17 protein-coding genes are annotated in these 23,806 nt (G+C 60.6%); 11 read left to right on the plus strand and 6 right to left on the minus strand.

Annotated features, from left to right (window positions below; translation table 11 throughout):
- The first annotated feature begins 25 nt into the window (after positions 1 to 25).
- A complete protein-coding gene (locus tag AOZ07_RS06795; RefSeq protein ID WP_060703346.1) occupies positions 26 to 1,027 on the plus strand; it encodes a 3'-5' exonuclease in 1,002 nt (333 codons plus the stop codon).
- 70 nt (positions 1,028 to 1,097) lie between these two features.
- Here AOZ07_RS06795 and AOZ07_RS06800 read toward each other — a convergent pair whose 3' ends face one another.
- Positions 1,098 to 2,036 (minus strand): ADP-ribosylglycohydrolase family protein, encoded by a 939-nt coding sequence (locus AOZ07_RS06800; protein ID WP_060701320.1) that lies wholly within the window; start codon positions 2,034 to 2,036, stop codon positions 1,098 to 1,100.
- A 51-nt stretch (positions 2,037 to 2,087) separates the two neighbouring features.
- On the opposite strand from AOZ07_RS06800, the gene AOZ07_RS06805 reads away from it, so the two are divergent.
- The 3 genes from AOZ07_RS06805 to AOZ07_RS06815 all read left to right on the plus strand — a co-directional run bounded on the left by AOZ07_RS06805 (position 2,088) and on the right by AOZ07_RS06815 (position 7,691).
- On the plus strand, positions 2,088 to 3,254 hold the full coding sequence (locus AOZ07_RS06805) for an exonuclease SbcCD subunit D (RefSeq protein ID WP_060701321.1): 1,167 nt from the start codon (positions 2,088 to 2,090) through the stop codon (positions 3,252 to 3,254).
- Positions 3,251 to 6,304: an AAA family ATPase gene (locus AOZ07_RS06810; RefSeq protein WP_060701322.1), complete on the plus strand. Its 3,054-nt coding sequence runs from the start codon at positions 3,251 to 3,253 to the stop codon at positions 6,302 to 6,304. Before AOZ07_RS06805 ends, AOZ07_RS06810 begins: the two co-directional genes overlap by 4 nt.
- Before the next feature lie 157 nt (positions 6,305 to 6,461).
- A complete protein-coding gene (locus AOZ07_RS06815; protein WP_075972580.1) occupies positions 6,462 to 7,691 on the plus strand; it encodes an MFS transporter in 1,230 nt (409 codons plus the stop codon).
- Positions 7,692 to 7,781: 90 nt separating this feature from the next.
- On the opposite strand, the gene AOZ07_RS06820 is transcribed toward AOZ07_RS06815, so the two are convergent.
- The gene (locus AOZ07_RS06820) at positions 7,782 to 8,477 is read right to left on the minus strand and encodes an IclR family transcriptional regulator (protein WP_060701324.1); all 696 of its coding nucleotides are present in this window, start codon (positions 8,475 to 8,477) and stop codon (positions 7,782 to 7,784) included.
- A gap of 266 nt (positions 8,478 to 8,743) precedes the next feature.
- Here AOZ07_RS06820 and AOZ07_RS06825 point away from each other — a divergent pair, with 266 nt between their 5' ends.
- Entirely contained in the window at positions 8,744 to 10,084 is a 1,341-nt protein-coding gene (locus AOZ07_RS06825; protein ID WP_060701325.1) for an MFS transporter, read from the plus strand.
- A 126-nt stretch (positions 10,085 to 10,210) separates the two neighbouring features.
- On the opposite strand, the gene AOZ07_RS06830 is transcribed toward AOZ07_RS06825, so the two are convergent.
- Entirely contained in the window at positions 10,211 to 11,224 is a 1,014-nt protein-coding gene (locus AOZ07_RS06830; protein ID WP_060701326.1) for a LacI family DNA-binding transcriptional regulator, read from the minus strand.
- Between the two features lie 114 nt (positions 11,225 to 11,338).
- Positions 11,339 to 13,027 carry a glycoside hydrolase family 13 protein gene (locus AOZ07_RS06835; RefSeq protein ID WP_060703347.1) on the minus strand — a complete coding sequence of 563 codons (1,689 nt, stop codon included), beginning with the start codon at positions 13,025 to 13,027 and terminating at the stop codon, positions 11,339 to 11,341.
- Between the two features lie 269 nt (positions 13,028 to 13,296).
- On the opposite strand from AOZ07_RS06835, the gene AOZ07_RS06840 reads away from it, so the two are divergent.
- From AOZ07_RS06840 to AOZ07_RS06865, 6 genes are all read left to right on the plus strand, one after another.
- A complete protein-coding gene (locus AOZ07_RS06840; RefSeq protein ID WP_060701327.1) occupies positions 13,297 to 14,559 on the plus strand; it encodes a sugar ABC transporter substrate-binding protein in 1,263 nt (420 codons plus the stop codon).
- A gap of 109 nt (positions 14,560 to 14,668) precedes the next feature.
- Positions 14,669 to 16,264 carry an ABC transporter permease subunit gene (locus AOZ07_RS06845; RefSeq protein ID WP_060701328.1) on the plus strand — a complete coding sequence of 532 codons (1,596 nt, stop codon included), beginning with the start codon at positions 14,669 to 14,671 and terminating at the stop codon, positions 16,262 to 16,264.
- Positions 16,264 to 17,184: a sugar ABC transporter permease gene (locus AOZ07_RS06850; RefSeq protein WP_060701329.1), complete on the plus strand. Its 921-nt coding sequence runs from the start codon at positions 16,264 to 16,266 to the stop codon at positions 17,182 to 17,184. Before AOZ07_RS06845 ends, AOZ07_RS06850 begins: the two co-directional genes overlap by 1 nt.
- Positions 17,185 to 17,283: 99 nt before the next feature.
- Positions 17,284 to 18,270 (plus strand): class-II aminoacyl-tRNA synthetase family protein, encoded by a 987-nt coding sequence (locus AOZ07_RS06855; RefSeq protein WP_194943821.1) that lies wholly within the window; start codon positions 17,284 to 17,286, stop codon positions 18,268 to 18,270.
- A gap of 54 nt (positions 18,271 to 18,324) precedes the next feature.
- A complete protein-coding gene (locus AOZ07_RS06860; RefSeq protein WP_060701331.1) occupies positions 18,325 to 19,080 on the plus strand; it encodes a TetR/AcrR family transcriptional regulator in 756 nt (251 codons plus the stop codon).
- Positions 19,081 to 19,177: 97 nt separating this feature from the next.
- Positions 19,178 to 20,734, plus strand: a complete 1,557-nt coding sequence (locus AOZ07_RS06865) for an MFS transporter (RefSeq protein WP_060701332.1) — start codon at positions 19,178 to 19,180, stop codon at positions 20,732 to 20,734.
- 134 nt (positions 20,735 to 20,868) lie between these two features.
- On the opposite strand, the gene AOZ07_RS06870 is transcribed toward AOZ07_RS06865, so the two are convergent.
- Both AOZ07_RS06870 and AOZ07_RS06875 read right to left on the minus strand, forming a co-directional pair.
- Complete coding sequence (locus AOZ07_RS06870) at positions 20,869 to 21,969, minus strand: fatty acid desaturase family protein (RefSeq protein WP_060701333.1); 1,101 nt, start codon at positions 21,967 to 21,969, stop codon at positions 20,869 to 20,871.
- Between the two features lie 128 nt (positions 21,970 to 22,097).
- Entirely contained in the window at positions 22,098 to 23,738 is a 1,641-nt protein-coding gene (locus AOZ07_RS06875; RefSeq protein WP_060701334.1) for an ABC-F family ATP-binding cassette domain-containing protein, read from the minus strand.
- Positions 23,739 to 23,806 lie beyond the last annotated feature (68 nt).

Genomic DNA, 23,806 nt, shown 5'->3' on the forward strand with positions numbered 1-23,806 from the left:
CGTATAAGGGAGTAAGCTGTTGGGCGTGGCATTGGACTTCACAGCAGTAGATTTTGAGACAGCAAACGGTTTTATCGGCTCCGCCTGTTCGGTGGGCCTGGTCAAAGTACGTTCCGGAAAAATAGTTGAAACCGAGCAGTGGCTCATGCAGCCGCCGGCGGGTTTTGACCACTTCGACCCCCGCAATGTGTCGATCCACCACATCACCCCGGACATGGTCATCGACTCGCCACGAGTCACGCAGAAGCTTCCGGAGTTGCTGGATTTCATCGGCCCGGACGTACTGGTGGCCCACAATTCTTCTTTTGACTCCGGAGTGATTCGTGCCGCCTCGGAGGCCGGCGAAATCCCGGTTCCGGAAATTGCCCACCTGTGCACCGTGAAGCTCTCCCGCAAGGCCTACGACCTGCCCAGCTACTCCCTGCCTTTTGTGGCCGAGGAAGCCGGACATCCCATCGAGAATCACCACGAAGCGCTCGCCGACTCCACCGCCTGCGCTTGGGCCATGATCGATATGGCTGAACGCAGCGGCCTAGGATCCCTGCTGGAAACGGCAGACCACTATGGAGTGCGCCTGGGGCTCACCTCGGCATGGCAACCGGGCGACGAATACTCGCGCGCCACCCGCGACGCCCAGGGATGGCTCGCCTCCGGCCACCCGCTGCCGCCACAGGACGCGTTCAATAACTGGCCTCAGGAAGGGCCGAACCCGTCGCCAAATCTCCAGGCGGATCCGGGGCATCCGCTCTACGGGCAGATCATGGTCTTCACCGGCAATCTGGCCCTGCCGCGTCCGCAAGCCAAGGAACTTGCCGCCGAACACGGTGCGCAGACCGCGTCGCGGGTTACCCGCGCAACCACTGCCCTGGTTGTCGGCGACGGATTTGTACCGCAGGACCTGGCCAATGGCCGGTTGACCAACAAGGCCAAGCACGTTTTGCGCCTGCGCGAAAAGGGCCAGAAGGTCACGATCATTTCCGAAGGCGAATTCATGCAAATGGTTGGCGGCTTCGGGCTGACCGCATAGCTCCAGCATGAAAAACGGCGATGGCCGGCTCTGATGAGCCGGCCATCGCCGTGATTCACAAGGTCTTGCGCTAGACGAGCAGTGCCATCCAGCGATCATGCAATTCCGAGATGATGTCATCCAGCGCACTGGCTGGACGTTCGCCAACAGCTTCGGTCCCATAGACGGCCGCCAGCAGGGCCACCGCGTAGGCATCAACCTCGGGGTCCCGATCCTCCGGCTCCGAAACGACTGGCTCAGGAGCAGCCGAGACGTCGGACTCGGCCGGTTCTGCCTCGGCGTTCTCGCCAAAGTACGCGTTGTAGGCATCTTCTGGCGACAGCGAAATATTTTCGCGAATTTTGGATACCGCCGTGCGCAAGGCTTCGGCCGATGGGCCTTCAAGCTCAGCCAGCAGGCCATCCCACTCGCTGGCCGACTCCTCGGAGCGTTCCATGGCCGAGCGAATGATCTTCGCTGCGGCTATGGCAGTTTTGGCTGCCTGGGCATCGTGGGTCAGGAAAGCTGCCGAACGGGCCAAGGCTTCGGTGGTGCCCAGCGGCACGCGGGCCAGCAGCGCAGTGATCGCAGCGCGGGGCAGGACCCCGGTGGAGTCCGCATCGGCGCCTGTCGGGCGGCCCGGCTGTCCCATATCGGCGCTGTTCAATCCGGAGATATTCTGCGGATCGCCGTCAGCGATTTTCTCGAAGATCTCCACCTTGGGAAATTCCTTGTCGATCCAGCGGCCCAGTGGTTCAGGAGCGCCAGCGGGGAAAGACCCGGTGAGTTTCTTGTAGCTGCGCAGCGCGGCAAGCCACATGCAGGCTGCCTCGTCGCTGGCAACGCCATCACGAGCCCACTCCAACGCTTCCAGCAGGCCGTCGGCCAGATAGAGGGGGAGGATTTCGGTGGCGCCGGGGTCGATGTCGTCACGGGCGTGGGTTGCGCCGTCGGCTAGGCCGAGGAGGATCGCAAACACCTTGTCTGAGTAGTTCTCTGGCAGGAGTGCAGATTCACCGGTTTCATTCACAGCTCCATTCTAATGTCCAAGTTGTCCCCGACATTGCATATGGTTGGAAATATGCGATTGCTACACACCTCCGATTGGCATTTGGGCCGGACCTTCCATGGGGCGTCCCTGATTGACGCGCAGCGCAGCGTGCTCCAGGAAATCATCGATGTCACGGCCAACCAGCAGGTTGATGTGGTGCTGATTGCCGGTGATATCTACGACCGCGCCCTGCCCCACGTTGATGCCGTCCAACTGTGCAACTGGGCGCTGTCCGAATTGCGGGCAACCGGCGCCACCGTAGTGATCACCAGCGGCAACCATGACTCGGCCTCCCGGTTGGGCTTTGGCTCTGGGCTGCTGGATAGTGCCGGGGTGCACATCATCGCGGATCTTGACCGCATGCTCTCTCCGGTGGTGTGCGATGCAGGGGATCACCAGGTGGCCATCTACGGCATTCCCTACCTGGAACCGCGCATGGTGATGGAGCGCCTGGGCGCGGCCAAAGCCAGCCACGAATCGGTGGTGCAGGCAGCAATCGGTGAAATCGACGAGCACCTCGCGACGCTGCACAATGGGCAGAAGCCCATTGTTCCCGTGGCCATGGCGCACCTGTTTGCGGCCGGCGGCATTGGCAGCGACTCCGAGCGCGAGCTGAGCACCGGAAACCTGGATGTGGTTCCGGTCGAGCTGTTCGAGCACTTTGGCTATGCCGCCTTGGGCCACTTGCATGGTCGCCAAAAAGTACGGGACCACGTGCGCTATTCAGGCTCGCCGTTGGCCTACTCCTTCTCCGAAGTGAACCAGACCAAGGGCATGTGGCTGATTGACACCACCGCGCAAGGCATCGGCTCAGTCCAGGAAATCCTGCTTTCGGTGCCGAAGAAATTGGCGGTTCTCAAGGGCCGGCTGGCTGATCTGCTCAACGACCCGGAACTGGAATATGCTACCGAAGCCTGGTGCCAGATCACGCTCACCGATCCCGAGCGCCCGGCCGAGGCGATGAACGCCCTGCGCACACGGTTCCCCGATACCGTGGTGCTGAATTTTGCTCCCGAAGGCGGCGAAAAAGCATCCCAGACCTCCAGCTATGCCCAGCGGATGGCCAAGGCGACCAGCACCGAAGAGGTGGTGGGCGACTTCCTGGAACACGTGCGTGAACGGGCGGCGGATGAAGCCGAACGCGACGTTATCACCGAAGTGATCCGAGCCACCCGGGAAGCGCAGGTCAGCCAGTGAGAATTCATCATCTCCGGATCCAGGCTTTTGGCCCCTTTGCCGGAAGCGAGCACATCGACTTTGACGAGCTCGCCGACGGAGGCCTCTTTCTTCTGGACGGGCCCACCGGCGCAGGAAAATCCAGCATCCTCGATGCGATTTGCTATGCCCTGTACGGCACGTTGCCCGGAAGCCGCACCGGCAGCCGGCAAATTCGATCTGATCATGCGCCTGCCGACCTGGCTCCAGAAGTGCTCTGCGAGCTGACCATTGGCGATCGCCGCTTCGAAGTGACCCGCTCGCCTGCGTGGATGCGCCCGTCAAAGCGGGGCAAGAACAAAACCACCGAGCAAAAGGCGTCCAGCTTGCTGCGGGAGTTCACCCCTGATGGGTGGAAGGAACTCTCGACCCGCAATGACGAGGTTGGACATGTGCTGGGCAGCCTCTTGGGGCTTGATCGCGAACAGTTCACCAAAGTGGTCATGCTGCCTCAAGGCGGGTTTGCGGATTTCCTGAGGGCGAAGGCCAAAGACCGCGAGGATCTTCTGGCCAATCTTTTCGATACGAGTGACTACGCGCGAATCGAAGAAGAATTTTCCTTGCGTCTTTCCGAAGAACGCAAGAAAACCGAGAGCCTCGAAGCCCGTCTGAGCGCATCCGAGGATGCCATTCACGCCGAAGCGCGAACCTTCCTGGCCGGCCGCGAGCCCATGGGCGAACCAGTAGAGCAAGAAGAAGCGGTTCTGGCTTCTCCCGACGATTATTTTGCGGATTATCGTGCCCGCATTGGCCAGATTCACCGGCTGGCCGAAGCTGAAGCCCAAAAGCTGCGGACGCAGAGAACACGCACAGGCGATCATGCGCGTGCGCTGGAAGAACGCCGGCGCGTATTTGCCCGGCTTGGCGAACTGCAGGCGCTGCAAAGCCGCTATGGACAGGGCCATGGCGCAGCAGTGAGTGCCAGCAGCAAGCTGGAGAAAGACGCCCAGGCTGCGGCAGTGCGCGCCTATCTTGCGCAGGCCAACAGTGCTCGGGCCGCCTTGCAGCAATCCACATTCGCCTGGGAACAACAGCAGCTGTGGCTAAGCCAGGCCGTCAGCATGGCCTGTGAACCGGATGCATCGGGCTTGGACAGGCTGCGCCAGGAAAGCACTGATGTTGCCGAGGAATTGGCCATAGCGAAGTCTGCATTGGCAGAAGAGAAGCGTCGAGTCTCCCTTGCCAAGGATGTGTCCAAGGCAGAACAGGACGCGGCAACGCATGAGAAGGCCCGTGACCAGGCAGAGGCCGAGGTCGCACAATTGAAAACTGAACGCGAAAAATTGGAGAGCGAAGACCTGGACCAGGCCGGGGCTGGTGAAAACCTGCAGCGAGCCAAGGAACGCCAGCAACTGGCTGAAACGCAAATCGCCCATGCGCTGACCCGTGATGACCTGGAAAAGAAAGTCCTTGCGGCCCGCGAGCATTCAATCGCACAAGAGTTGAAGATTGTCGACGCTGAAAAAAGCTTGTTGGCTCTGCGCACCGAGCAGCTAGGCCAAAGCGCGCTGCGCCTGGCAGCCGCGCTGGAGGAGGGGCAGCCTTGCCTGGTGTGCGGTTCAGCGGAGCATCCTGCCCCGGCGCAAGCAGATGCTGACGCTGCCTTGATCGACGACAAGCAGATCCAGATCTCCGAGGAACTGGTGGCCTCTGCCCGTGCGGAAGGACAAAAGGCCGCCCAGGCGCGCGACACGCTGGCGGCCAAACTGGAAACGGCGCAAATCTCCGCGGGCGAACAAAGCGTCGCGCAATTGCGCGAGGAGCTGGGCGCGGCGCAAAGCCAGCTGGAACTGGCACGCAAGCAGCAAGCCGAGATCTCTGCCCGCGTGGCAAAGCTCGACCAGCTTCGCGCGCGGATCGAGCAGCGTACGGCTCGCGCAGCCCAAGCCACCCTCGAGCATTCCACGGCGCGGCACAACGTTCAGTCGCTGGCTGCCCAGCTGGAACAGCTAGACGCGAAGCTGGAAGAGCTGCGTGCTGGCAAGGAAAGCCTGTCCGATCAGGTCCGCGGGCTCCAGGGGAAATCCGAAGGGCTGGCCGCTTCCGTGCAGGCCTTGCGCCAGCTGCTCGAAGCCCGGCAAGCGTTGAACGAGGTCGAATCCGCGTGGGATAGGGAACGGAAGGAAGCCGGCTTTGAAACCATTGGCGACTTTGAAGCCGCGGTGCTGGAGGGCGAAGAACGCGAGAGGCTGAAGCAGCTGCAACGGGCGGATGCAGATCTTGCCAGCGCCATTGCAACCCTCGAAAAATCCGAAGACTGCCGTGCGGCCCGGGACCTGGAAGTCAAGGGCGTCCAGGCTCCGAACGATGATGAAATTCTCCAATCGCGTGCCCTGGCCGCGGATGCAGAGGAACAGTATGAAGCGGCCCGCGAACAGGTGGTTCTGGCGGCAACGTGCTTGGAACGCCACGAGGAATCGGTTGGACAGCTGCAGCGCCTTCGGGCAGATGCGGGTCCGGTGATCGAAGCCTACCGGCGCCTGCGCGGGCTGGCTGAAGTGATCCGTGGCGGGGCAGAGAACCTCTACAAGATGACGCTCAGCACCTATGTCTTGGCTGCCAGGCTGGAGGAAGTAGCCATTGCCGCCACCGAGCGGCTGGATGCGATGTCCGGTGGCCGCTATTCGCTGCATCATGATGATTCCAAGCAAGGGAATTCAAAGTCCGGATTGGGGCTGCGGGTTTTGGACTCGTGGACCGGGAAGTACCGGGAAACCCAAACGCTGTCCGGCGGCGAGACGTTCATGGCATCGTTGGCTTTGGCTCTGGGCTTGGCAGATGTGATTTCCCATCACTCGGGCGCGGTGGATATGCAAACACTCTTTGTTGATGAGGGCTTTGGCTCCCTGGATGCCGAGACCCTGGAAGAAGTGATGCAAGCGCTGGAGAACTTGCGCGCGGGCGGACGAACGATCGGCCTGGTATCCCACGTTGCCGAGATGAAGCAACGCATCACCAACCGGGTGTCCGTGCTCAAGACCCAGCACGGCTCGACCATCCAGCGCGATAGCCTGCTGGGCACTGGCCAATAGGATTGGACTTGCCGCTTGCTGGTGGCTATCTTGAAGGTAGTGCCATCAGGCATGTCTGGGAATTTGTGCGTCGGGGGGTGTGGGACGGCGCACGCTTCGTTATGGAGTTTTGTTGACTCAGTATGCGTTGTCGAAAGAAAAACGCGAGGATTCGGCGATGAAATCCGGTTACTCTGCGCTTGTTCCCTTGGTCGGAGCCCCGTTCCTGCCACTGACTTTCCTGGCCCGCCTTCCTTTGGCGATGTTGACCATCGGGTCGATGACCCTGGTCACCGCCACCACCGGATCCTACGCCTTGGGCGGACTTGCCGCGGCCATGGTTGGCCTTGGTTCTGCCGTAGGCGGACCCAGCATTGGGTATCTTGCCGACCGCTTCGGGCAGCGCCCCATCCTGGTCGCCGTCGCCTTGATCCACAGCATCTTGCTGGTTTTGCTGACCCTTTTGGGAAATAGCGGCCCGGACCTATCGGTGCCCCTGCTGGTCGCCATGTGCCTGGTCACCGGTGCTACCGGACCCCAGGTCGGACCGATGTCGCGTGTGCGCTGGATTGCCATGACCCGACAGCAGAAGAAGAATCCGAAAGTCCTGTCGGCTGCCTTGAGCCTGGAATCCATGTTTGATGAATTGGGATTCGTTTTTGGCCCAGTGGCGGTGGGTTTGCTGGCTTCGCTGGTGAACCCGGTGCTGCCGTTGTATCTGGCGGCAATCATGACCTTGGTATTGGTCCCGATTTTTGCCACCCACTCCACCGGTCGCGCGGTCAAGCCGGTCGCGGCCACCGCGACCACCGAGAAGGCGCGGATCACTGGTGCCCAGGTCGCTTCGATCAGCGCGCTGGTGTTGGGCATGATCGCACTGGGCACGGTCTTTGGCTCGTCGGCCGCTGGAACTTTGGCCTTCGCCGGAGACCAGGGAAATTCGAATGAAGGCGGTCTGCTCTACGGCGCCATGGGCTTGTCCAGCGCCATCGCGGCCATCTCGGTAGCTGCATGGCCACAGTACTTCCGGCAGATCAACCGCTGGATTCTCTGCGGGGCACTATTGACCATCTTGAGCTTCGGGCTCCACATGGCTACGACAACGCCTTGGATGATCGTGGCACTGTTTGTTGCTGGTTTTGCCGTGGGGCCGGTAATCGTCACCGTCATGACCTTGGGCGGAGAAGTCGCGCCAGCCTCCCGCCTGTCCACGGTGATGACGATGCTCTCGGCTGGCATCGTTGTCGGCACGGCAATCGGCAACGGCTTGGCCGGAGTCTTTGCCGAGTCGCTGGGCTACTTGGGCGCGTTTTGGGTATCCACCGGTGGCGCGGCAGTCATCTTCCTCGCGGCGCTGGCGATGAAGGTGATCGTCGCCAAGTCGCCGACGCTCTCCAGGGTTCGCTAAGGCACCTGCAGGCAGCTAGCAGTTAAGGGAAACCCGCAGCGGATCCAACTCGGATCCGCTGCGGGTTTCCTTTTTAACAAGGCGTCGCTGCTAGTGGGCCAGCTTCTGGCTGATCCGTCCAGCTGACAGCTTCAGCGCTTCGATCACCGGCTGGTATGAGTCCACGGTGCTTGTCGCGAAGACGACCGCGAGGGCTGCAGGAGCTTGCCCAGGCTGCTCGATGGGCACGGCCAGCGAGGTGACGCCTTGGATGACTTCGTTCTCGCTCATGGCATAGCCGTCGAGCCGTGCTTGCGCTGCGGCATCGCGATAGGCAACCAAGGTGTCCATCGCTTCCCAGGCTTCCTTGCTGTAGCTCGATTGGATAGCGATGCCCGCGGCGCCCACGTCCATGCCGTGAACCGAACCGGGGCGATGGACGATGGCGCGCTGCGAGTTCAATGGCGACACGGACTGCAATGTCGTGCACAGGTCGTATTCCCACACAGCGACGAATGCTGTCATCGAGAGTTGATTGGCCAGCGTTGTGAGTTCCGCGGTTGCTGTAGCCTGCAAGTCGTGCTGAACGGAGCGGGCCAGGGCTGCCAGGCCTGACGCTGGGCGAATGTGGCCTGCGGCATCGCGATTGAGCAGGTGGTGTTGTTCAAGCGTGCGGATGATTCGATACGCAATTGAACGATGGACCTCAAGCTTCTCGGCAATTTCGGCAATCGACAGGTGTACCGGGGAGTCGGCGACCATTTCGAGGACGCGGATTCCGCGGGAAAGGGTCTGGGAAGTAGGCATGGAACTTCAATCTGGCGCGTGGCATTTGATTAATGCTCGTCAGCGCCCTTGCGGTGAGCCTTGCGACTGCTGAATAGTTGCTTTAACCGCAATTTTAGTCGTTCTCTATTAGAACACCGAATTCTCTTCGGGTGTAGGTTGCGGTTTTCGGTTCTGGCATTGGCCAAGCAGCTCCCGGTGTTGTGATCTGGTTCACTCTCAGATTATGATAGTGAACACAATATACCGTCCGAACGGTCGGTAAAGTAACGGGCAAAGGGCAACTCATGTCATCTACAGTCACTCGCACCCAGGAAGAGCGCCGGGTACTTGCCGGAACTCTCGTGGGAACCACCATTGAGTGGTATGACTTCTTCATCTTCGCGCAGCTCACGGCTACCTTGCTGGCACCGCTGTTTCTCGCGCCGCTGGGGGAGTCGAATCCAGGACTAGCTCAGATCCTCTCCTTCGCGATGATCGGCATCTCCTTCTTCTTCCGTCCCCTGGGCGCCATCGTGGCAGGCCATCTCGGCGACCGGTATGGGCGCAAGAAGATCCTGGTCCTGACCCTGATCTTGATGGGTGCCGCCACGGCGCTCATCGGCGTTCTTCCCACCTACGCTTCGATCGGCATTGCGGCGCCTATCCTGCTGGTGCTGCTTCGAGTCATCCAGGGCTTCTCGGCTGGCGGCGAATGGGGCGGTGCGGCATTGATGGCAGTGGAGCACGCGCCAACGAGCCGTCGCGGCTACTTTGGCGCCTACCCGCAGATCGGTGTGCCGATCGGCATGATCCTGGCTACGGGACTGCTCTACATTCTTCGTGTATCCATGTCGCCGGAAGCATTTGGCACCTGGGGCTGGCGCATTCCGTTCTTGCTCTCGATTTTGCTGATCCTCGTGGGCTACATGATCCGTCGTGCAGTAGAGGAATCGCCGGTCTTCAAGCAGCTGGCCTTGCGCAAGGCCGCAGAGCACACGCCACTGCGCGAACTGATGGCCAAGCACTCAAAGCAGGTATTGCAGGCGGCGCTGATCTTCATTTCCAACAATGCTGCCGGCTACCTGGTGATCGCGTTCTTCATTTCCTACACCACCGCGGTCCTGAAGATGCCGGTGGCACCCGTGCTGCTGGCGACCACCATCGGCTCGGTAGGCTGGCTGATCTTCACCCTCGTCGGTGGATGGCTCTCGGACCTGATTGGACGCCGTACAACCTTTGTTATCGGCTACGCGATTGTCTTCGTATGGATGATCCCGATGTTCATGCTGGTGGATACCGGGAATATCGTTCTCTACGCGGTGGCGATCTTCGTGCTGACCGTGGGCCTGGGATTGTCCTACGGTCCGCAGTCGGCCATGTACGCAGAGATGTTCCCGGCCCACGTGCGCTACTCCGGCATTTCGATCGGCTATGCCATTGGCGCCATTCTCGGCGGCGCCTTCGCTGCGACGGTGGCGCAGATTCTGCTGGAATCCACTGGGGCATCGATTTCGATCGCCATCTACATCATGGTGCTGACGATTATTTCGGTGGCCGCGGTGTTCTGGGTGGGCGAGACCCGAGGACGGAATCTGCACGTTGAAGAAGTTGAAGGAAGCTCCGAAGACTTGAGGACTTCCCACTAAAAGGCAATCCAGAAGCATCCTGCCCGCGCCGTTGACCGGATTCGAATGATCCGGCCAACGGCGCGGGCAGTTTTGTATGCCCTGGAATTGGCGCTGAAGGCGAGGGCTCGCTGTGAAAAGGGCAGTCTAAGACGCGTCGAGGGGGCGCGTGGTGGACGAGCGGACCACCAGTCGGTGGTCAACCGTGTGCGCGTGCGCAGGCTCCTCGCCGCGGATGGCCCGCAGCAGCATGGCAACAGCCAACTCGCCTTGTTCATGAGGCCGTTGCTCTATGGTGGTCAAGCCGAACATTTCCGACAGGTCGTGGTTATCCACGCCAATGACCGAAAGGTCGCGGGGGACTTGCAGCCCAAGATCGCGGGCCGCGAGAATCGCGCCGATGGCCATCTCGTCGCTGGCGGCCATGAGAGCGGTGGGTCGCGCAATCGGGGCGCCCAATAATTGCTTGGCCGCCGCGTAGGCCTGCGGCATGGTGAAGTCCGCGCCAACGCAGAGCTTGTCATCAATTTCGATGCCGGCCTGATCCAGCGCCTGCTCGTATCCGGTGCGCCGACGGGTTGGAACGCGGAAATCCACGTCGGTTTCCTCGTTCCCGCCAATAAACCCGATGCGCCGGTGCCCCAGGGAAATCAGGTGCTGGGTCGCGAGCGCAGAGATTCCTTCATCGTCAACATGCAGCGTGGGCACGCCAGGCAGCGGGCCGCCGACACCCACCAGGGGCTTATCCAGTGCATGCAATGCCTGGACTTCCTCGGAATTCAGCTCAACATTGACCGCGATGACAGCATCGACGCGCTGGCGCAGGAGGAAGTCGGAAAAGACTTTTTCGCGCTGGATGCGATCCTTCGTCAACTGGTAGAGCGTGGTGTCGTAGCCCTCGTCCATGAGCGTGCTGGAAATGCCTTCCAGGACGCTGGCATAGAACCAGTGGTTGATCACCGGGACCAGAACGCCGATATTCCGGGTGCGGCCCGAGGCCAGCCCGGAGGCCGAGGATGAAACGACGTATCCCAGCTCGGCAGCAGCGCGTTGCACCGCTTCCTGGGCAGTGGTTGACACCGATCCCCGCCCGGACAGGGCGCGGGAGACTGTTGCCACCGAGACTCCGGCGGCTTGGGCGACATCTTTGATCCCGGCCACAATACGTCCTTCCTTCAAGTTTGTGGCCGCGATATGCGTGAAAGTGCATTCAGCACAGCGCGGCCACTGTTCAACGATACCCGGTGTCCTTGACGCCGGGACTGATTGCCTTGGCTATGCCAGCAAGAACCACATGGTGGTTTCGGCGGGAATCATCCCCGGGGCGGTGCTGTCCCGGGGCTGGCTGCGAACCAGTTCCTGGGCGTCCTGCACGAGCGGCGGCAGCGCAAGCGGCGCGGCTCCAAAGTTGGCAACGACCAGCACCTTTCCATTGCTGAAGGCCAGCAGGTCCGGCTGGTCTCCGGGCACCCACTCAAGGCCGCCGGTGCCCAGGCCGTGGTCCTTGCGCAGCTGGAGCAGCCGGCGGTAGAGGTTCAATGTCGAATCTGGATCATCTGCCTGCAGATCGCGGGCATAGGGAGCCCACGAGGTTGGCTGCGGAAGCCAGCTTTTGCCGCTGTCGCTGAAACCAAAGGACGGGGCATCGCCCTTCCACGGCAGGGGGACCCGGCACCCGTCGCGGCCGTAGCGCTCGCCATTGGTGCGGAACCATGTCGGGTCCTGGCGGGCGTCATCGGGCAGATCCACGGCCTCGGGCAATCCGAGCTCCTCGCCCTGGTAAAGGTACGCGCCGCCCGGAAGAGCGAGCATGAGCGCAGTCGAGGATCGGGCCCGGCGCAGCCCGGTGGCCGGATCGGGAAGGTTCGGGGTCTTGGGTCCGATCCCTTCGCCCTGGGGGTTCTCGTCGGTCAGCGCCAAACGGGTGGCATGGCGCACGACGTCGTGGTTGGACAAGACCCACGTGCTCGGTGCCCCTACCGCGCCAAACTCGTGCAGTGACTCATCGATGGTTTCCCGCAGCTGCTGCGCATCGTAGTCGCAAGAGAGGTATGGGAAGTTGAAGGCCTGGTGCATTTCATCATTGCGAACCCATTTGGCCATCAGCGACAGCGGGTTAACCCAGGCTTCTGCGCACAAGACACGGTCGCCTTCGTATTCATCGATCACCTGGCGCCATTCACGGTAGATCTCATGTACTCCGTCCTGGCCCCACCATGGGGCGAGTTCTTCGGTGCCGCCCATCGAGGCGCCAGCCGGATCCGGGGTGAAATCGGGAAGCCCCTCGGCCTTGATCAGCCCGTGGGCCACGTCTACGCGGAACCCGTCGGTGCCGCGGTCTAGCCAGAAGCGCAAGACGTCGCGGAACATCGCGCGCACGTCCTCGTTTTTCCAGTTGAAATCGGGCTGCGATGAATCGAAGATGTGCAGGTACGACTGGCCCGGGCTGCCGTCCGGGTTAGTGGTTGGCGTCCACATTGGCCCGCCGAAGACCGACTCCCAGTTATTGGGGTGGCCCTGCTGCACAGGATCCTTGAAGATAAACCGCTCACGCTCCGGGGAACCGGGGGCCGCGGCAAGGGCAGCTTGGAACCAGGGATGCTGGTCCGAGCAGTGGTTGGGCACCAGGTCGATAATGACTTTCAGCCCTAATTCGTGGGCTCGGGCAACCATCTCATCAAAGTCCGCAAGCGTGCCGAAGAGCGGGTCGACATCGCAGTAGTCAGCGACGTCGTAGCCTGCATCCTTCTGCGGGGAGGTGAAAAACGGGGAAAGCCAAATAGCATCAACGGATAGCTGGGCGATGCTCTCCAGATGCTGGGTAATGCCACGCAGATCGCCCATGCCATCGGCATTGGAATCAGCAAATGAGCGCGGGTAGATCTGGTAGATCACCGACGAGCGCCACCATTGGGAATCTTCGGATTGCAAGGGGTTATCTGCTTCTGCGCGAGTTTGAGTCATGCCCGTAACGATAATCGAAGCGCGCCAGAATGTAAACGCTTGCAATATTACTTTGGGAGTCGGAATGCGCACGGAAGCCCAGAACTGCAGTTTGTTGCCCATGAGACTGATTTTATCCGCCGTCTTGCCAACCCGGGTGATATGTGCCACTCTGGAAACGCTTACAAAACGACGAGCCACTCGCACTTCCTCTGCCTCACCGGCGGTCCCGCGGGATTCCCGCACCCCGAACTGGCCCCTCGGACAAAGTTGTCACGAAAGGACATCACATGAAGGTGAACACACGCCCCTGGCTTCTTGGCGGAGCGCTGACGGCTATTGCAGCCCTGTCGCTCACCGCCTGCGGCGCATCCGGATCATCCGAAACCTCCTCCAGCCCAGCAGTCGAACAGTCCTCGCCAGCTGCCGCTTCAGGTGGTTCCCTGACTGTTTGGGTTGACGCAAACCGCGAGCCAGTGCTGAAGGAAGCCGCGGCTGACTTCGAAAAGCAGTCCGGCGTCAAGGTCGACCTGGTCATCAAGGACTTCTCCAAGATCCAAGAAGATTTCCTGCGCCAGGTGCCCACCGGCAAGGGGCCAGATATCACCATTGGCGCGCACGACTGGCTGGGAAATCTTGTGAACAACGGCGTGGTCCAGCCAGTTGAGCTGGGGGACAAGGCCTCGGAATTCCAGGATGTCTCCATCAACGCAATGAGCTACGAGGGCAGCACCTACGGTGTCCCGTATGCCACCGAAAACCTGGCACTGCTGCGCAATGCGGATCTGGTGGATGAAGCACCCGAGACCTTTGACGACATGATTGAAGCCGGCAAGGAAGCCGGCACGGAATTCCCGTTCCTGGTCCAGGTCACCGATGTGGGCGACCCGTTCCACGCCTACCCATTCCAGACCTCATTCGGAGCACCGGTCTTCGGCACCGATGACACCGGGGCCTACGACCCGGCCGACCTGCAGATCGGCAATGAAGGCGGCGTGGAATTCGCAAAGTGGCTGGCCGAGCAAGGCAAAGCCGGAACGCTGAAAACCAGTATTGATGCGGACATCGCCAAAGAGAAGTTCGTCTCCGGCGATTCGCCATTCTTCCTGACCGGTCCGTGGAATGTGGAAGCAGCTGAAAAGGCCAAGATGAACCTGGCCATTGACCCGATTCCGACGGCCGGTGGCGAAGAAGCCCAGCCTTTTGTCGCAGTGCAGGGATTCTTCGTTTCTTCCAAGACCGAGAACCTTTTGGCAGCTACCGAATTCCTGACCAACTACATCGGCACCGAGGAAGTCCAGACCGACCTCTACGAGGTGGGCAACCGCCCGCCAGCGAACAAGGCTGCCTTCGAAGCAGCCAAGTCCGACGAGATGATTGCTTCCTTCGGCGAGGTTGGCGCCGATGGCGTGCCAATGCCCAACATCCCGGAGATGGCAGCAGTCTGGGAATTCTGGGGTGTAGCCGAGGCAGAAATCATTACCGGCAAGGCCGACCCGGCCAAGCGCTGGAAGCAGATGACCGAGGATATCGAAAAGGCCATCAGCAAGTAGGCCTGCCTGCAAGCACCACTCAAGCTGGAGCCGGCGCAGAACCATGCCGGCTCCAGCCGCCTGACCAGGCCAGCACTAACTGAACTTTACTGACAGGGACATCTGGAAGATGACTAAGACTGCCCCAGAGGCACCGACACGTCGCAACGACGAATCGAAACGCAAGCTGTCGCCGGCTGCACAACGTTTCGCCAACGCATCAGGCACGAGCCTCGGCTCCATCCTGGCCAAGATCATTCTCATCGCGATCGTGGACGCCACCGCGGTCTTTGCGCTCTTCACGGCGCTGGGACGCGAAGCATGGTTCATTGCCACCGTCATTGCCGTGATCACCGTGTTGATCAACGTCGTCTACTTCAAGAAGGGATGGCTCCCGGCCAAATACTTGTTGCCCGGCACCATCTTCTTGCTGATCTTCCAAGTTTTTGTCATTGGGTACACCGGCTACATCGCCTTCACCAACTACGGTTCGGGCCACAACTCCGACAAGGCCGATGCCATCTCGGCACTGTTGCAATCCAATCAGGAACGAGTTGAAGGCTCACCTGGCTATCCGGTCAAGGTCTACAGCGGCGATGATGGACTGGCCATGCTCATCGAGCGCGAAGGCCAGCAGCTCATCGGCGATGAAAACGATGCCCTGGCGCCAGCAGATCCAGCAACCCTGGGGGACTACACCGAACTGACCTTTGCGGACCTGCTCGGCCGGCAGCAAGAAGTCACCTCGTTGAAGGTGCCGGTCAGCGATGACCCGGCAGATGGCACGCTGCGCACCAGCGACGGCCGCACCGCCTACCAGTACACCTCATCGCTGAAATACGACGAAGCAGCAGACAGCATGACCGATCAGGCTACCGGACTGGTCTACAAGGACACCGGCGTCGGCGCATTTACCGCTGAAGACGGAACACAGCTGATGCCCGGCTGGTCCATCAACGTAGGTTTTGACAACTTCACCCGCGCGTTCACGGATTCTTCCATCAGGGGCGCCTTGTTCTCGGTCTCCGTATGGACTTTCGCTTTCGCGTTCCTGTCCGTGGCTTCCACCTTCTTCCTCGGGCTTTTCCTGGCCATCGTCTTCAACGACATGCGCATGAAGGGCCGCAAGATCTATCGCGTCATTTCAATCCTTCCCTATGCCTTCCCCGCATTCCTCGGCGGCTTGGTCTGGGCCGGCATGCTCAACCGGGACTTCGGCTTCGTGAACCAAGTGCTCTTTGGGGGCGCCGGCATTCCATGGCTGACCGACCCATGGCTGGCCAAGTTCTCAGTACTCTGGGTCAACTTGTGGCTGGGCTTCCCGTACATGTTCCTGGTATGCACCGGTGCATTGCAGTCGATCCCGCAGGAGCTCTCGGAAGCGGCGACCATCGATGGGGCGAAGCCGTTCCAGATCTTCCGCCTGATCAAGCTCCCCTTGCTGCTGGTTTCCGTGGCACCGTTGCTGATCAGCTCCTTCGCCTTCAATTTCAACAACTTCAACGTGATCTACATGCTCACTGAAGGCGGACCGCGCCTTGAGGATGCCGGACTGAACGTGGGTGCCACTGACATCCTGATTTCGATGGTCTACAAGGTAGCCTTCGTCGGTTCCCAGCGCGATTACGGCTTGGCCAGCGCGTTCTCCATCATCATCTTCGTAATCGTCGCGATCATCTCGATCATCAGCTTTAAGCAGACCAAGGCACTGGAGGAGTTGAACTAATGAGTACCGAAACCTCAACGAGGCAAACCACTGCGGAGCTGCGCCAGGCCCCGGCCCCAGCGCGGCGTACTTTCGGCAAGTGGTTCGCCACTACCGGATGGCGCCACCTCATCGGAGTGGCGCTGTGCATCTACTCGGCCTTCCCGCTGCTCTACGTGCTCTCGGCTTCCCTGAACCCCAATGGCACCCTGCTTTCCTCCAATGGATTCTTCTCCACTATCGGCCTGCAAAGCTACATTGATCTTTTCCAGAATCAACAGCGTCCTTATGCGGCATGGTTTGCCAACACCCTGTTCATCGGACTGACCACGGCTGCGGCCTCGGTCTTCCTCGGCGCCTTGGCGGCCTACAGTTTTTCGCGCATGAGATTCACCGGACGCCGCGTGGGACTGGTCAGCTTGCTGATTGTGCAGATCTTCCCCCAGCTGCTCGCCGTGGTGGCGATCTTCATCCTGCTCACCTCGCTTGGTGATGTTTTCCCTGCCTTGGGAATCGACAACCAGATCGCCTTGATCATGGTGTATCTTGGCGGCGCCCTGGGAGTGAACACCTACCTGATGTACGGCTTCTTCAACACGATTCCCGTGGAAATCGACGAAGCAGCCAAGATTGATGGCGCTGGCCACGCACGCATTTTCTTCACGATGATCCTCAGGCTGGTGGCGCCGATTCTTGCCGTGGTCGGCCTGCTGTCCTTCATCTCCAGCACCAGCGACTTTGTGCTGGCTTCTGTTGTGCTGGTTTCTCCTGAAAACCAGACGCTGGCCGTGGGATTATATTCCTATGTGTCAGAGGAGTTCACCTCCAACTGGTCCGTTTTCGCCGCGGGCGCGGTACTGGCAGCACTGCCGGTGATGGCATTGTTCCTGTTCCTGCAGAAGTACATTGTCGGCGGGCTGACCGCCGGTGCGGGAAAGTAGCTGGCAGGAATCCACAGGGCGCAGCACAGCGGGGCACCTCGCGACGGTGCACCGCAGTGCTGCGCCCTTTGCCAGCAAAGAACACGTAAAGTAAAAGGCATGAAGTCTTACCTGCCGCGGGCTGCCCGTAATTATTTGGAGCAGCTGCGCCGAGCCTTGGATTTCCTCTCGGAACAGGAACGCAAGCAAATCCTCGAACAGACAAGGGAAGAGATCCACCGCCTGCCGGACAGGGGACGCCGCAAGCGCGAACTCATCAGCATGCTGGGCGAGCCGGCAGCCAGAGCACGCAAATTTGAACGCACCGAGCCTGAAGACCTGGAAGTTCGAAGCGGCAAGCACTTCCTGACCAGGATCCTGGCATGGCCCATTTTTGCACTAGCGCTGCTGACAGTCATCGTGGTGCTTTTTGCGCCCCCGCAGCAAGCACTCATTGGAACCCAAGGCCTGGACCAGTTCTTGTCACCGGGCCAAGGCTGGCTTGCGGATCTCGAAGAAGCCATAGGCAGCCAGCTGATCTGGCTTGCCTTCATCCCGGTGATTTTCAGCCTGCTGCCGTTGTGGCTCAACGGCGCGCTAGGACAGATCTTCCAAATCCTCGGGGCCGTTGCCATGAGCGCGGTGTGCCTCGGCGGCGGAATCCTGCCAATGTACTTCATCCCGGTCACACTGCTGTTGTGGGCCCAGGTTTTCACGCCGATGCTGATGATGCGCGGTTCGATGGCCCGTCCGGGACCGGGCTGGCTGGTGGCCGCGGCGGTCCTGCTCGTTGCCTGCATCGGCTTGGCCACGTACCAGGGGATGGCAAGCTTTGCCGGTCCGCAGTGGCTGGTGCTGGCGCCTGCCGCTGTGCTGGTGGTACTTGCTGGCTTGCTCCCTACCCGGTGGAAAGCAGCGCATATTGCCCTGGTCGCCGCAGGGCTGCTGGTGATGGCGGCAGGTTTTATCGCGGCGCTGCCAGGAACATATAACGCCGTGCTGCTGTGGCCGTGGCTGGCTGGCGGATTGTCCTTCGCGTTCGCCCATTTGGCTGTTGCCGCGGGCATGTGGCATGAGCGTGCGCGGAAGCTTCTCGCCTTGTTCTAAACGGATTGCGCGAACAAGGCTGAATTACTCTGGTCTTGCGTATAATCTCGTGACATGGCCGATAATAAGGAAATTTCCCCCGCGCCATCCGCGAAGCGCGGACGCGGGCGCCCCCGCAAGGACTCAGAGTTTATCAGCCTGAGCAAAGAGCTGCTCGGGCAAAAAGCCTTGGAGATCGTTGGCTCCGAGGGCTATGGCGCCCTGACCATGCACCGGTTGGCCACCGAATTCGGGGTAACCCCGCGCGCCCTGTACAACTACGTGTCAGACCGCGAAGAAGTCATCGGCCTTGCCCTGCAGCAGTTCCTGGCCATCAGCCCGACGCTCGAATTCGACTGCACCCACTGGAAAGACGGGGTGCGGGACGCCTATCTTGCCACTAGATCGGCTTACCGCGCATATCCGCGGGCTTCGCAGCTGAGCATGGACGAGAAAACACACGTAATCCCGGGTCCACGACGGACCGAGCTGGTTGAACGCGTGTTGAAGTTCTACGTCGAAATGGGGCTGACGCTGAAGCAGGCAACGGGAATGGTCCGCGCGCTGGAACGGGACGTCCTTGGATTCGTGTTGCATATTGATTATTTCTACGATCGGCGCCAGCCGGATTGTCCCGACTTTTTCAGCCATCCGGTGCCCAGGCAATGGCTTGAATTCTATCCGGAAGTCCCTGCACCCTACGCGCAACAAGCTCTTGAACTTCCGGAACAAAATAGCGACGAGCTGTTCGAGGAGGTCATCGAGCTGCGGGTGCTCGCGATGGAGCGGCTGCTGCAGCTCAATAGCCAAAACAAGGACGGCCAAGACTGAAAAGTACCCCGTCAGGGAATAATTCGTGACCCGGCAGCGCTGAACCGGACAGTGCCGCAACTGACCTGCGGCCGAAACTATGCGGAGAGATGCCCCCATGCCAGTAAGCAAGTCCGAAGCAGCAAAAGAGCCTGGCGAGTTATCGGCAGGTGCCCGCTGGCGGCTGCTCGGCGTCTTGCTGGCCGCCATGTTCATGTCCCTGGTCTCGGTCAGCATCGTGAATGTAGTGCTGCCCTCCATTGGCTCAACGCTGCATGCGAGCGAAGCCGACATGCAGTGGGTCTTGGCTGGCTATGCGCTGACCTTTGGCGTGGTCCTTGTAGCTGCAGGGCGTGCCGGAGACTTGCTGGGCCGCGGAGTCATGTTCGTCGCCGGCGTAGCCATATTCACGGTGGCCAGCATCCTGGCCGGCCTGGCAGCGGACCCGATGCTGCTGAACATCGCGCGCTTCATCATGGGCATCGGTTCCGGTTTACTCAACCCCCAGGTCATGGGGATGATTCAGCAGCACTTCCGTGGCGCGGCTCGTGGCCGTGCCTATGGGCTGCTGGGCACCGTGGTCGGCTTCTCGGTTGCCGTGGGCCCGGTGCTCGGCGGGTTGCTGATCAATTGGCTTGGTGCCGATGCAGGCTGGCGTTCAACATTCCTGATCAACGTGCCCGTTGGCATTTTGGCCATCGTCTTGGCCGTGCTCTGGCTTCCAAAGCCCCTATTCACTAAGCCTGCAGGCAAGCTGGATCTGGACCCGGTCGGAGGAATTGTTCTGGCCCTGAGCATTTTTGCCTTGCTGCTTCCCTTCGTCCAAGGTCGCGAGAACCCGGCACTATGGTGGCTTTTGGCAGCGGCGCTGATCCTGTTGGCGGTGTGGATCTGGTGGGAGAAGCGGTACAAGGAACGCGGCAGGGAGCCGATGGTTGAATTGGCGCTCTTCAGAATTCGCAGCTTTACCAACGGCACGCTGATCGCTGGCCTGTACTTCATGGGCGTCTCCAGCGTATGGGTGCTCGTGGCCATCTACGTACAGGAATCCCAAGGCTTCAGCGCCCTCGAAGCGGGCTTGATTTGCCTCCCGGCAGCGCTGCTCTCGGCTTTCAGCTCGCATGTCGCAGGCCGCTACGCCACGACCTTGGGACGCAAGCTGGTCATTGGCGGAACGCTCAGCGCGTTGTTCGGCCTGCTGGCCACCATTGCTGTCGTGTACTTTGAAGACCGGCTCAATCTCAACGTTTGGTGGATGCTGCTTTCCTTGGCCTTTATCGGCATTGCCCAGGGCTTCATCATCTCCCCGAACCAGGCATTGACCCTGATGGAAGTGCCGGTAGCCAATTCCGGCAGCGCCGGGGGACTGATGCAAACCTCGCAGCGCGTTGGCACGGCAGTGGGCATCGCAGTGATCACGGCGGTGTTCTACGGGCTCAACCATGTGGCAGGGTATTCGTTGGCGATGCAGATTTCCTTTGTGGCCATTGCACTCCTGGTTGTAGCCACGCTGCTGGTGGCAGTGGCGGACATGCGCCACGGACATGCAAAGGTGCCGGCCGCAACCCGCGAAGAGTATGTTCCCGTCGCCACCGGCAAGCAGCACACCGTCACCGGAGCGATTGACGTAGTAGGCCCCAAGGAACCAATCCAGCCGGTGGATTCCCAGCCCTGAAGTCCTGGCGAGCAGCTAGCAAGTTGCTGGAGAAAGCAGGCTGGCCGCTTGTGGCCCTAAGCGGAAAAGAGCTGTGAATCCTCGCCATGGGTGGCAAGAATTCCCAGCTCTTTTCTCTTTGGTTCCCGCGCGGGCTATGAGCTGACGCGGTAACCGGAAATCATCGGGCAATCGAAGGGATCTCGCGCCGAGAGGCCGACCTTGTTCAGGTAGGTGATGACCTGGGCGTAGGATTCGCGAATGCTGGCCACAGTGTAGGGGATCTGGTGCTCTGCGCAGTACTGGCGAACAATGGCCGATACTGCTGCCAGATTGGCGCGCGGCATCGACGGGAACAGGTGGTGCTCAACCTGGTAGTTCAGGCCGCCGAACAGGTGCGAGAGCACCCGGTTGCCCCAGGAAGAGCGTGCCATGATATTGCGGCTGGTGAGGACCTGGCGGGAGAAGAAGTCGATGCGTGCATCGCCCGGAACCATCGGCATGCCCTTGTGATTCGGCGCGAACGAAGCGCCCATGTAAATGCCGAAGACTGCCAGCTGCACTCCGATGAAGGCAAAAGCCATTCCGGTCGGCAGGAAAACGAATATCAAGGCAACATAGAGTCCCACACGCAAGGCGATGGCCAGCATTTCGCGCTTGCGCCGCTTGGTGCGGTTCGCGGTGAAGAGGTAGCGGATTGACTGGATATGCAGGTTCAAGCCCTCCAGCGTCAGCAGCGGGAAGAATAGGTACCCCTGGCGCTCGGTGATCCATTTGAGCACTCCGCGCTGCCGCTGGGCATCAGCAGGCTGGAATGAGATGGTGTCCCATTCGATATCAGGATCCTTGCCAATGGTGTTGGGCGTTGCATGGTGCTTATTGTGCTTGTTCATCCACCACTGGTAGCTGATTCCAACCACGACATTGGCCAGGAACCGGCCCAGCTTGTCATTGGTCTTGCCCGAGGACAGGATCTGCCGGTGGGCGGCTTCATGGGCCAGGAAAGCGAACTGGGTGAGCAGGATGCCCAAAGCCGCGGCAATGAGCAATTGGTACCAGCTGTGGCCCAGCAAGATCGAGCCGGCAACAGCTGAGCCCAGAAGGATGATCAGCACAGATCCCAGGCCCAGGTAATGTGCCCGTCGACGTCCGGAAAGCCCGGCCTCTTGAACGAGCTTCTTTACATGGAAAAAGCTTTGGGGATCCCCGGGCTTGGCTGAAGGTGCGGGGGGCTGAAGAACGGAACTGCTACTCAAGTCGTATCCTTGGCTGTTGTAGCGGGCGACATCTCAGTCGAAAGAACTGAAAGTCTCGGCTCCTATGCTTTAAGCGTACGGTATGCGACTGTGAACCAGCCCTAAAAATACACAGTTTTACCGGCGGATCAGTAGCGGACGGTGAGCTGCCCGTTGGAAATTTCCCAGCGGGTCGTCAAGCGGACATTCTGCAGCAGCCGGCGGTCGTGGGTCACCAGCAACAGCGCGCCTTCGTAGGCTTCCAGCGCTTCTTCAAGCTGCTCGATGGCCGGAACATCAAGGTGGTTGGTCGGTTCATCGAGAACCAGCAGGTTCACGCCGCGTGCCTGGAGCAAGGCCATGGAAGCGCGGGTTCGCTCACCTGGCGACAAGGAGTCGACCAGTGCAGTGGATTGGTCGGCTTTCAGCCCGAACTTCGCCAAGAGGGTGCGCACCTCGGCCGAGGAATATTCAGGCACAGCATTCTCGAACGCCTGGCCCAGGGGAAGGTCGCCGGGAAGCTGGGTGCGAGCCTGGTCGATTTCCCCGATGCTCACCGAGCTTCCCAGGGAAACTGTGCCCTGATCAAGGGACTGCTTGCCGAGCAGGAGTTTGAGCAGCGTGGATTTTCCGGCGCCGTTAGGCCCGGTGATGCCGATCCGGTCAGCTGCATTAACCTGCACGGACACCGGGCCAAAGGTGAATTCTCCTTGTTGCAGCCCCGCCTCGTTCAAGGTGCACATCACCGATGAGCCGCGCGGCGCGGCGGCGATGGAAAACTGCAGGACCCATTCCTTGCGCGGCTCGGCCACTTCCTCCAGGCGCGCGATGCGGGATTCCATCTGCCGGACCTTGGCGGCCTGTTTTTCGGAGGACTCGCTGTTGGCTCGGCGGCGGATCTTGTCATTGTCCGGTGACTTGCGCATCGCGTTGCGCACGCCTTGGGACGACCATTCGCGCTGGGTGCGGGCACGGGAGACCAGATCTGCCTTCTGGTTTTCAAACTGCTCGTAGGCTTCCCGGGCATGGGTGCGGTTGATGGCCCGCTCTGCCAGGTACGCGTCATAGCCGCCCTCGTAGACGGCGACGCTATTCTGGGCCAGATCGAGTTCGATAATGCCGGTGGTGCAGCGGGCCAGGAACTCGCGGTCATGGGATACCAGGATGACCGGGGCGCGCAAGGCGTTGATGAACTCTTCGAGCAGTTCCAGTCCTGCAAGATCAAGGTCATTGGTTGGCTCATCGAGCAGCACGATGTCGAAGCGCGAGAGCAGCAGCGCCGCCAGGGCGACGCGGGCGACTTGTCCACCCGACAGGGCGGTCATTTCTGTTTCGACCGGCAGGGTGAAGCCCAGTTTCGCGAGGACTTCAGGGATTCGATCGTCCAGGTCCATGGCACCCGAGGCCATCCAGTGGTCAAATGCCGTTGAATAGGCGTCGTCGGCGCCCGGCTTCTCGCTGCCCAGGTCCTGGGCGGTCTCTTCCATCCGGGCCGTGGCCTGCGCGCATCCGGTGCGGCGAGCCAAGTAGGCTGCGATCGTTTCTCCGGGGATGCGTTCATGCTCCTGCGGCAACCAGCCAATGAAGGCCGAGTCCGGGGCAGTGTCCACCGTGCCGGACTGCGCGGTGGCGGCCTTGGCAAGCAGCGACAGCAACGTGGATTTTCCTGCGCCGTTGGCTCCCACCACACCGTAAACATCCGAGGTTGTCGCGGTGAAGCTCAAGTTGGAAAACAGGGTTCGGTGGGCGTGGCCACCAGTGAGGTCTTTGGCCACGAGCGTTGCAGTCATGCGGTTAAGTCTAGTGCGCATTCAAGCACAGAAGGATTCAGAGGTTCGAACCCCGCGGGGTCCGAACC

Source organism: Glutamicibacter halophytocola, assembly GCF_001302565.1.
Classification (GTDB): Bacteria; Actinomycetota; Actinomycetes; order Actinomycetales; family Micrococcaceae; genus Glutamicibacter; species Glutamicibacter halophytocola.

Bases quoted from the DNA above. Each gene is read 5' to 3' on its own strand.
- AOZ07_RS06865 (WP_060701332.1), top strand. From the start codon at position 19,178: ATGCCAGTAAGCAAGTCCGAAGCAGCAAAAGAGCCTGGCGAGTTATCG.
- AOZ07_RS06825 (WP_060701325.1), top strand. From the start codon at position 8,744: ATGTCATCTACAGTCACTCGCACCCAGGAAGAGCGCCGGGTACTTGCC.
- AOZ07_RS06805 (WP_060701321.1), top strand. From the start codon at position 2,088: ATGCGATTGCTACACACCTCCGATTGGCATTTGGGCCGGACCTTCCAT.
- AOZ07_RS06820 (WP_060701324.1), bottom strand. From the start codon at position 8,477: ATGCCTACTTCCCAGACCCTTTCCCGCGGAATCCGCGTCCTCGAAATG.
- AOZ07_RS06875 (WP_060701334.1), bottom strand. From the start codon at position 23,738: ATGACTGCAACGCTCGTGGCCAAAGACCTCACTGGTGGCCACGCCCAC.
- AOZ07_RS06840 (WP_060701327.1), top strand. From the start codon at position 13,297: ATGAAGGTGAACACACGCCCCTGGCTTCTTGGCGGAGCGCTGACGGCT.
- AOZ07_RS06845 (WP_060701328.1), top strand. From the start codon at position 14,669: ATGACTAAGACTGCCCCAGAGGCACCGACACGTCGCAACGACGAATCG.
- AOZ07_RS06815 (WP_075972580.1), top strand. From the start codon at position 6,462: ATGAAATCCGGTTACTCTGCGCTTGTTCCCTTGGTCGGAGCCCCGTTC.
- AOZ07_RS06855 (WP_194943821.1), top strand. From the start codon at position 17,284: ATGAAGTCTTACCTGCCGCGGGCTGCCCGTAATTATTTGGAGCAGCTG.
- AOZ07_RS06835 (WP_060703347.1), bottom strand. From the start codon at position 13,027: ATGACTCAAACTCGCGCAGAAGCAGATAACCCCTTGCAATCCGAAGAT.
- AOZ07_RS06860 (WP_060701331.1), top strand. From the start codon at position 18,325: ATGGCCGATAATAAGGAAATTTCCCCCGCGCCATCCGCGAAGCGCGGA.
- AOZ07_RS06850 (WP_060701329.1), top strand. From the start codon at position 16,264: ATGAGTACCGAAACCTCAACGAGGCAAACCACTGCGGAGCTGCGCCAG.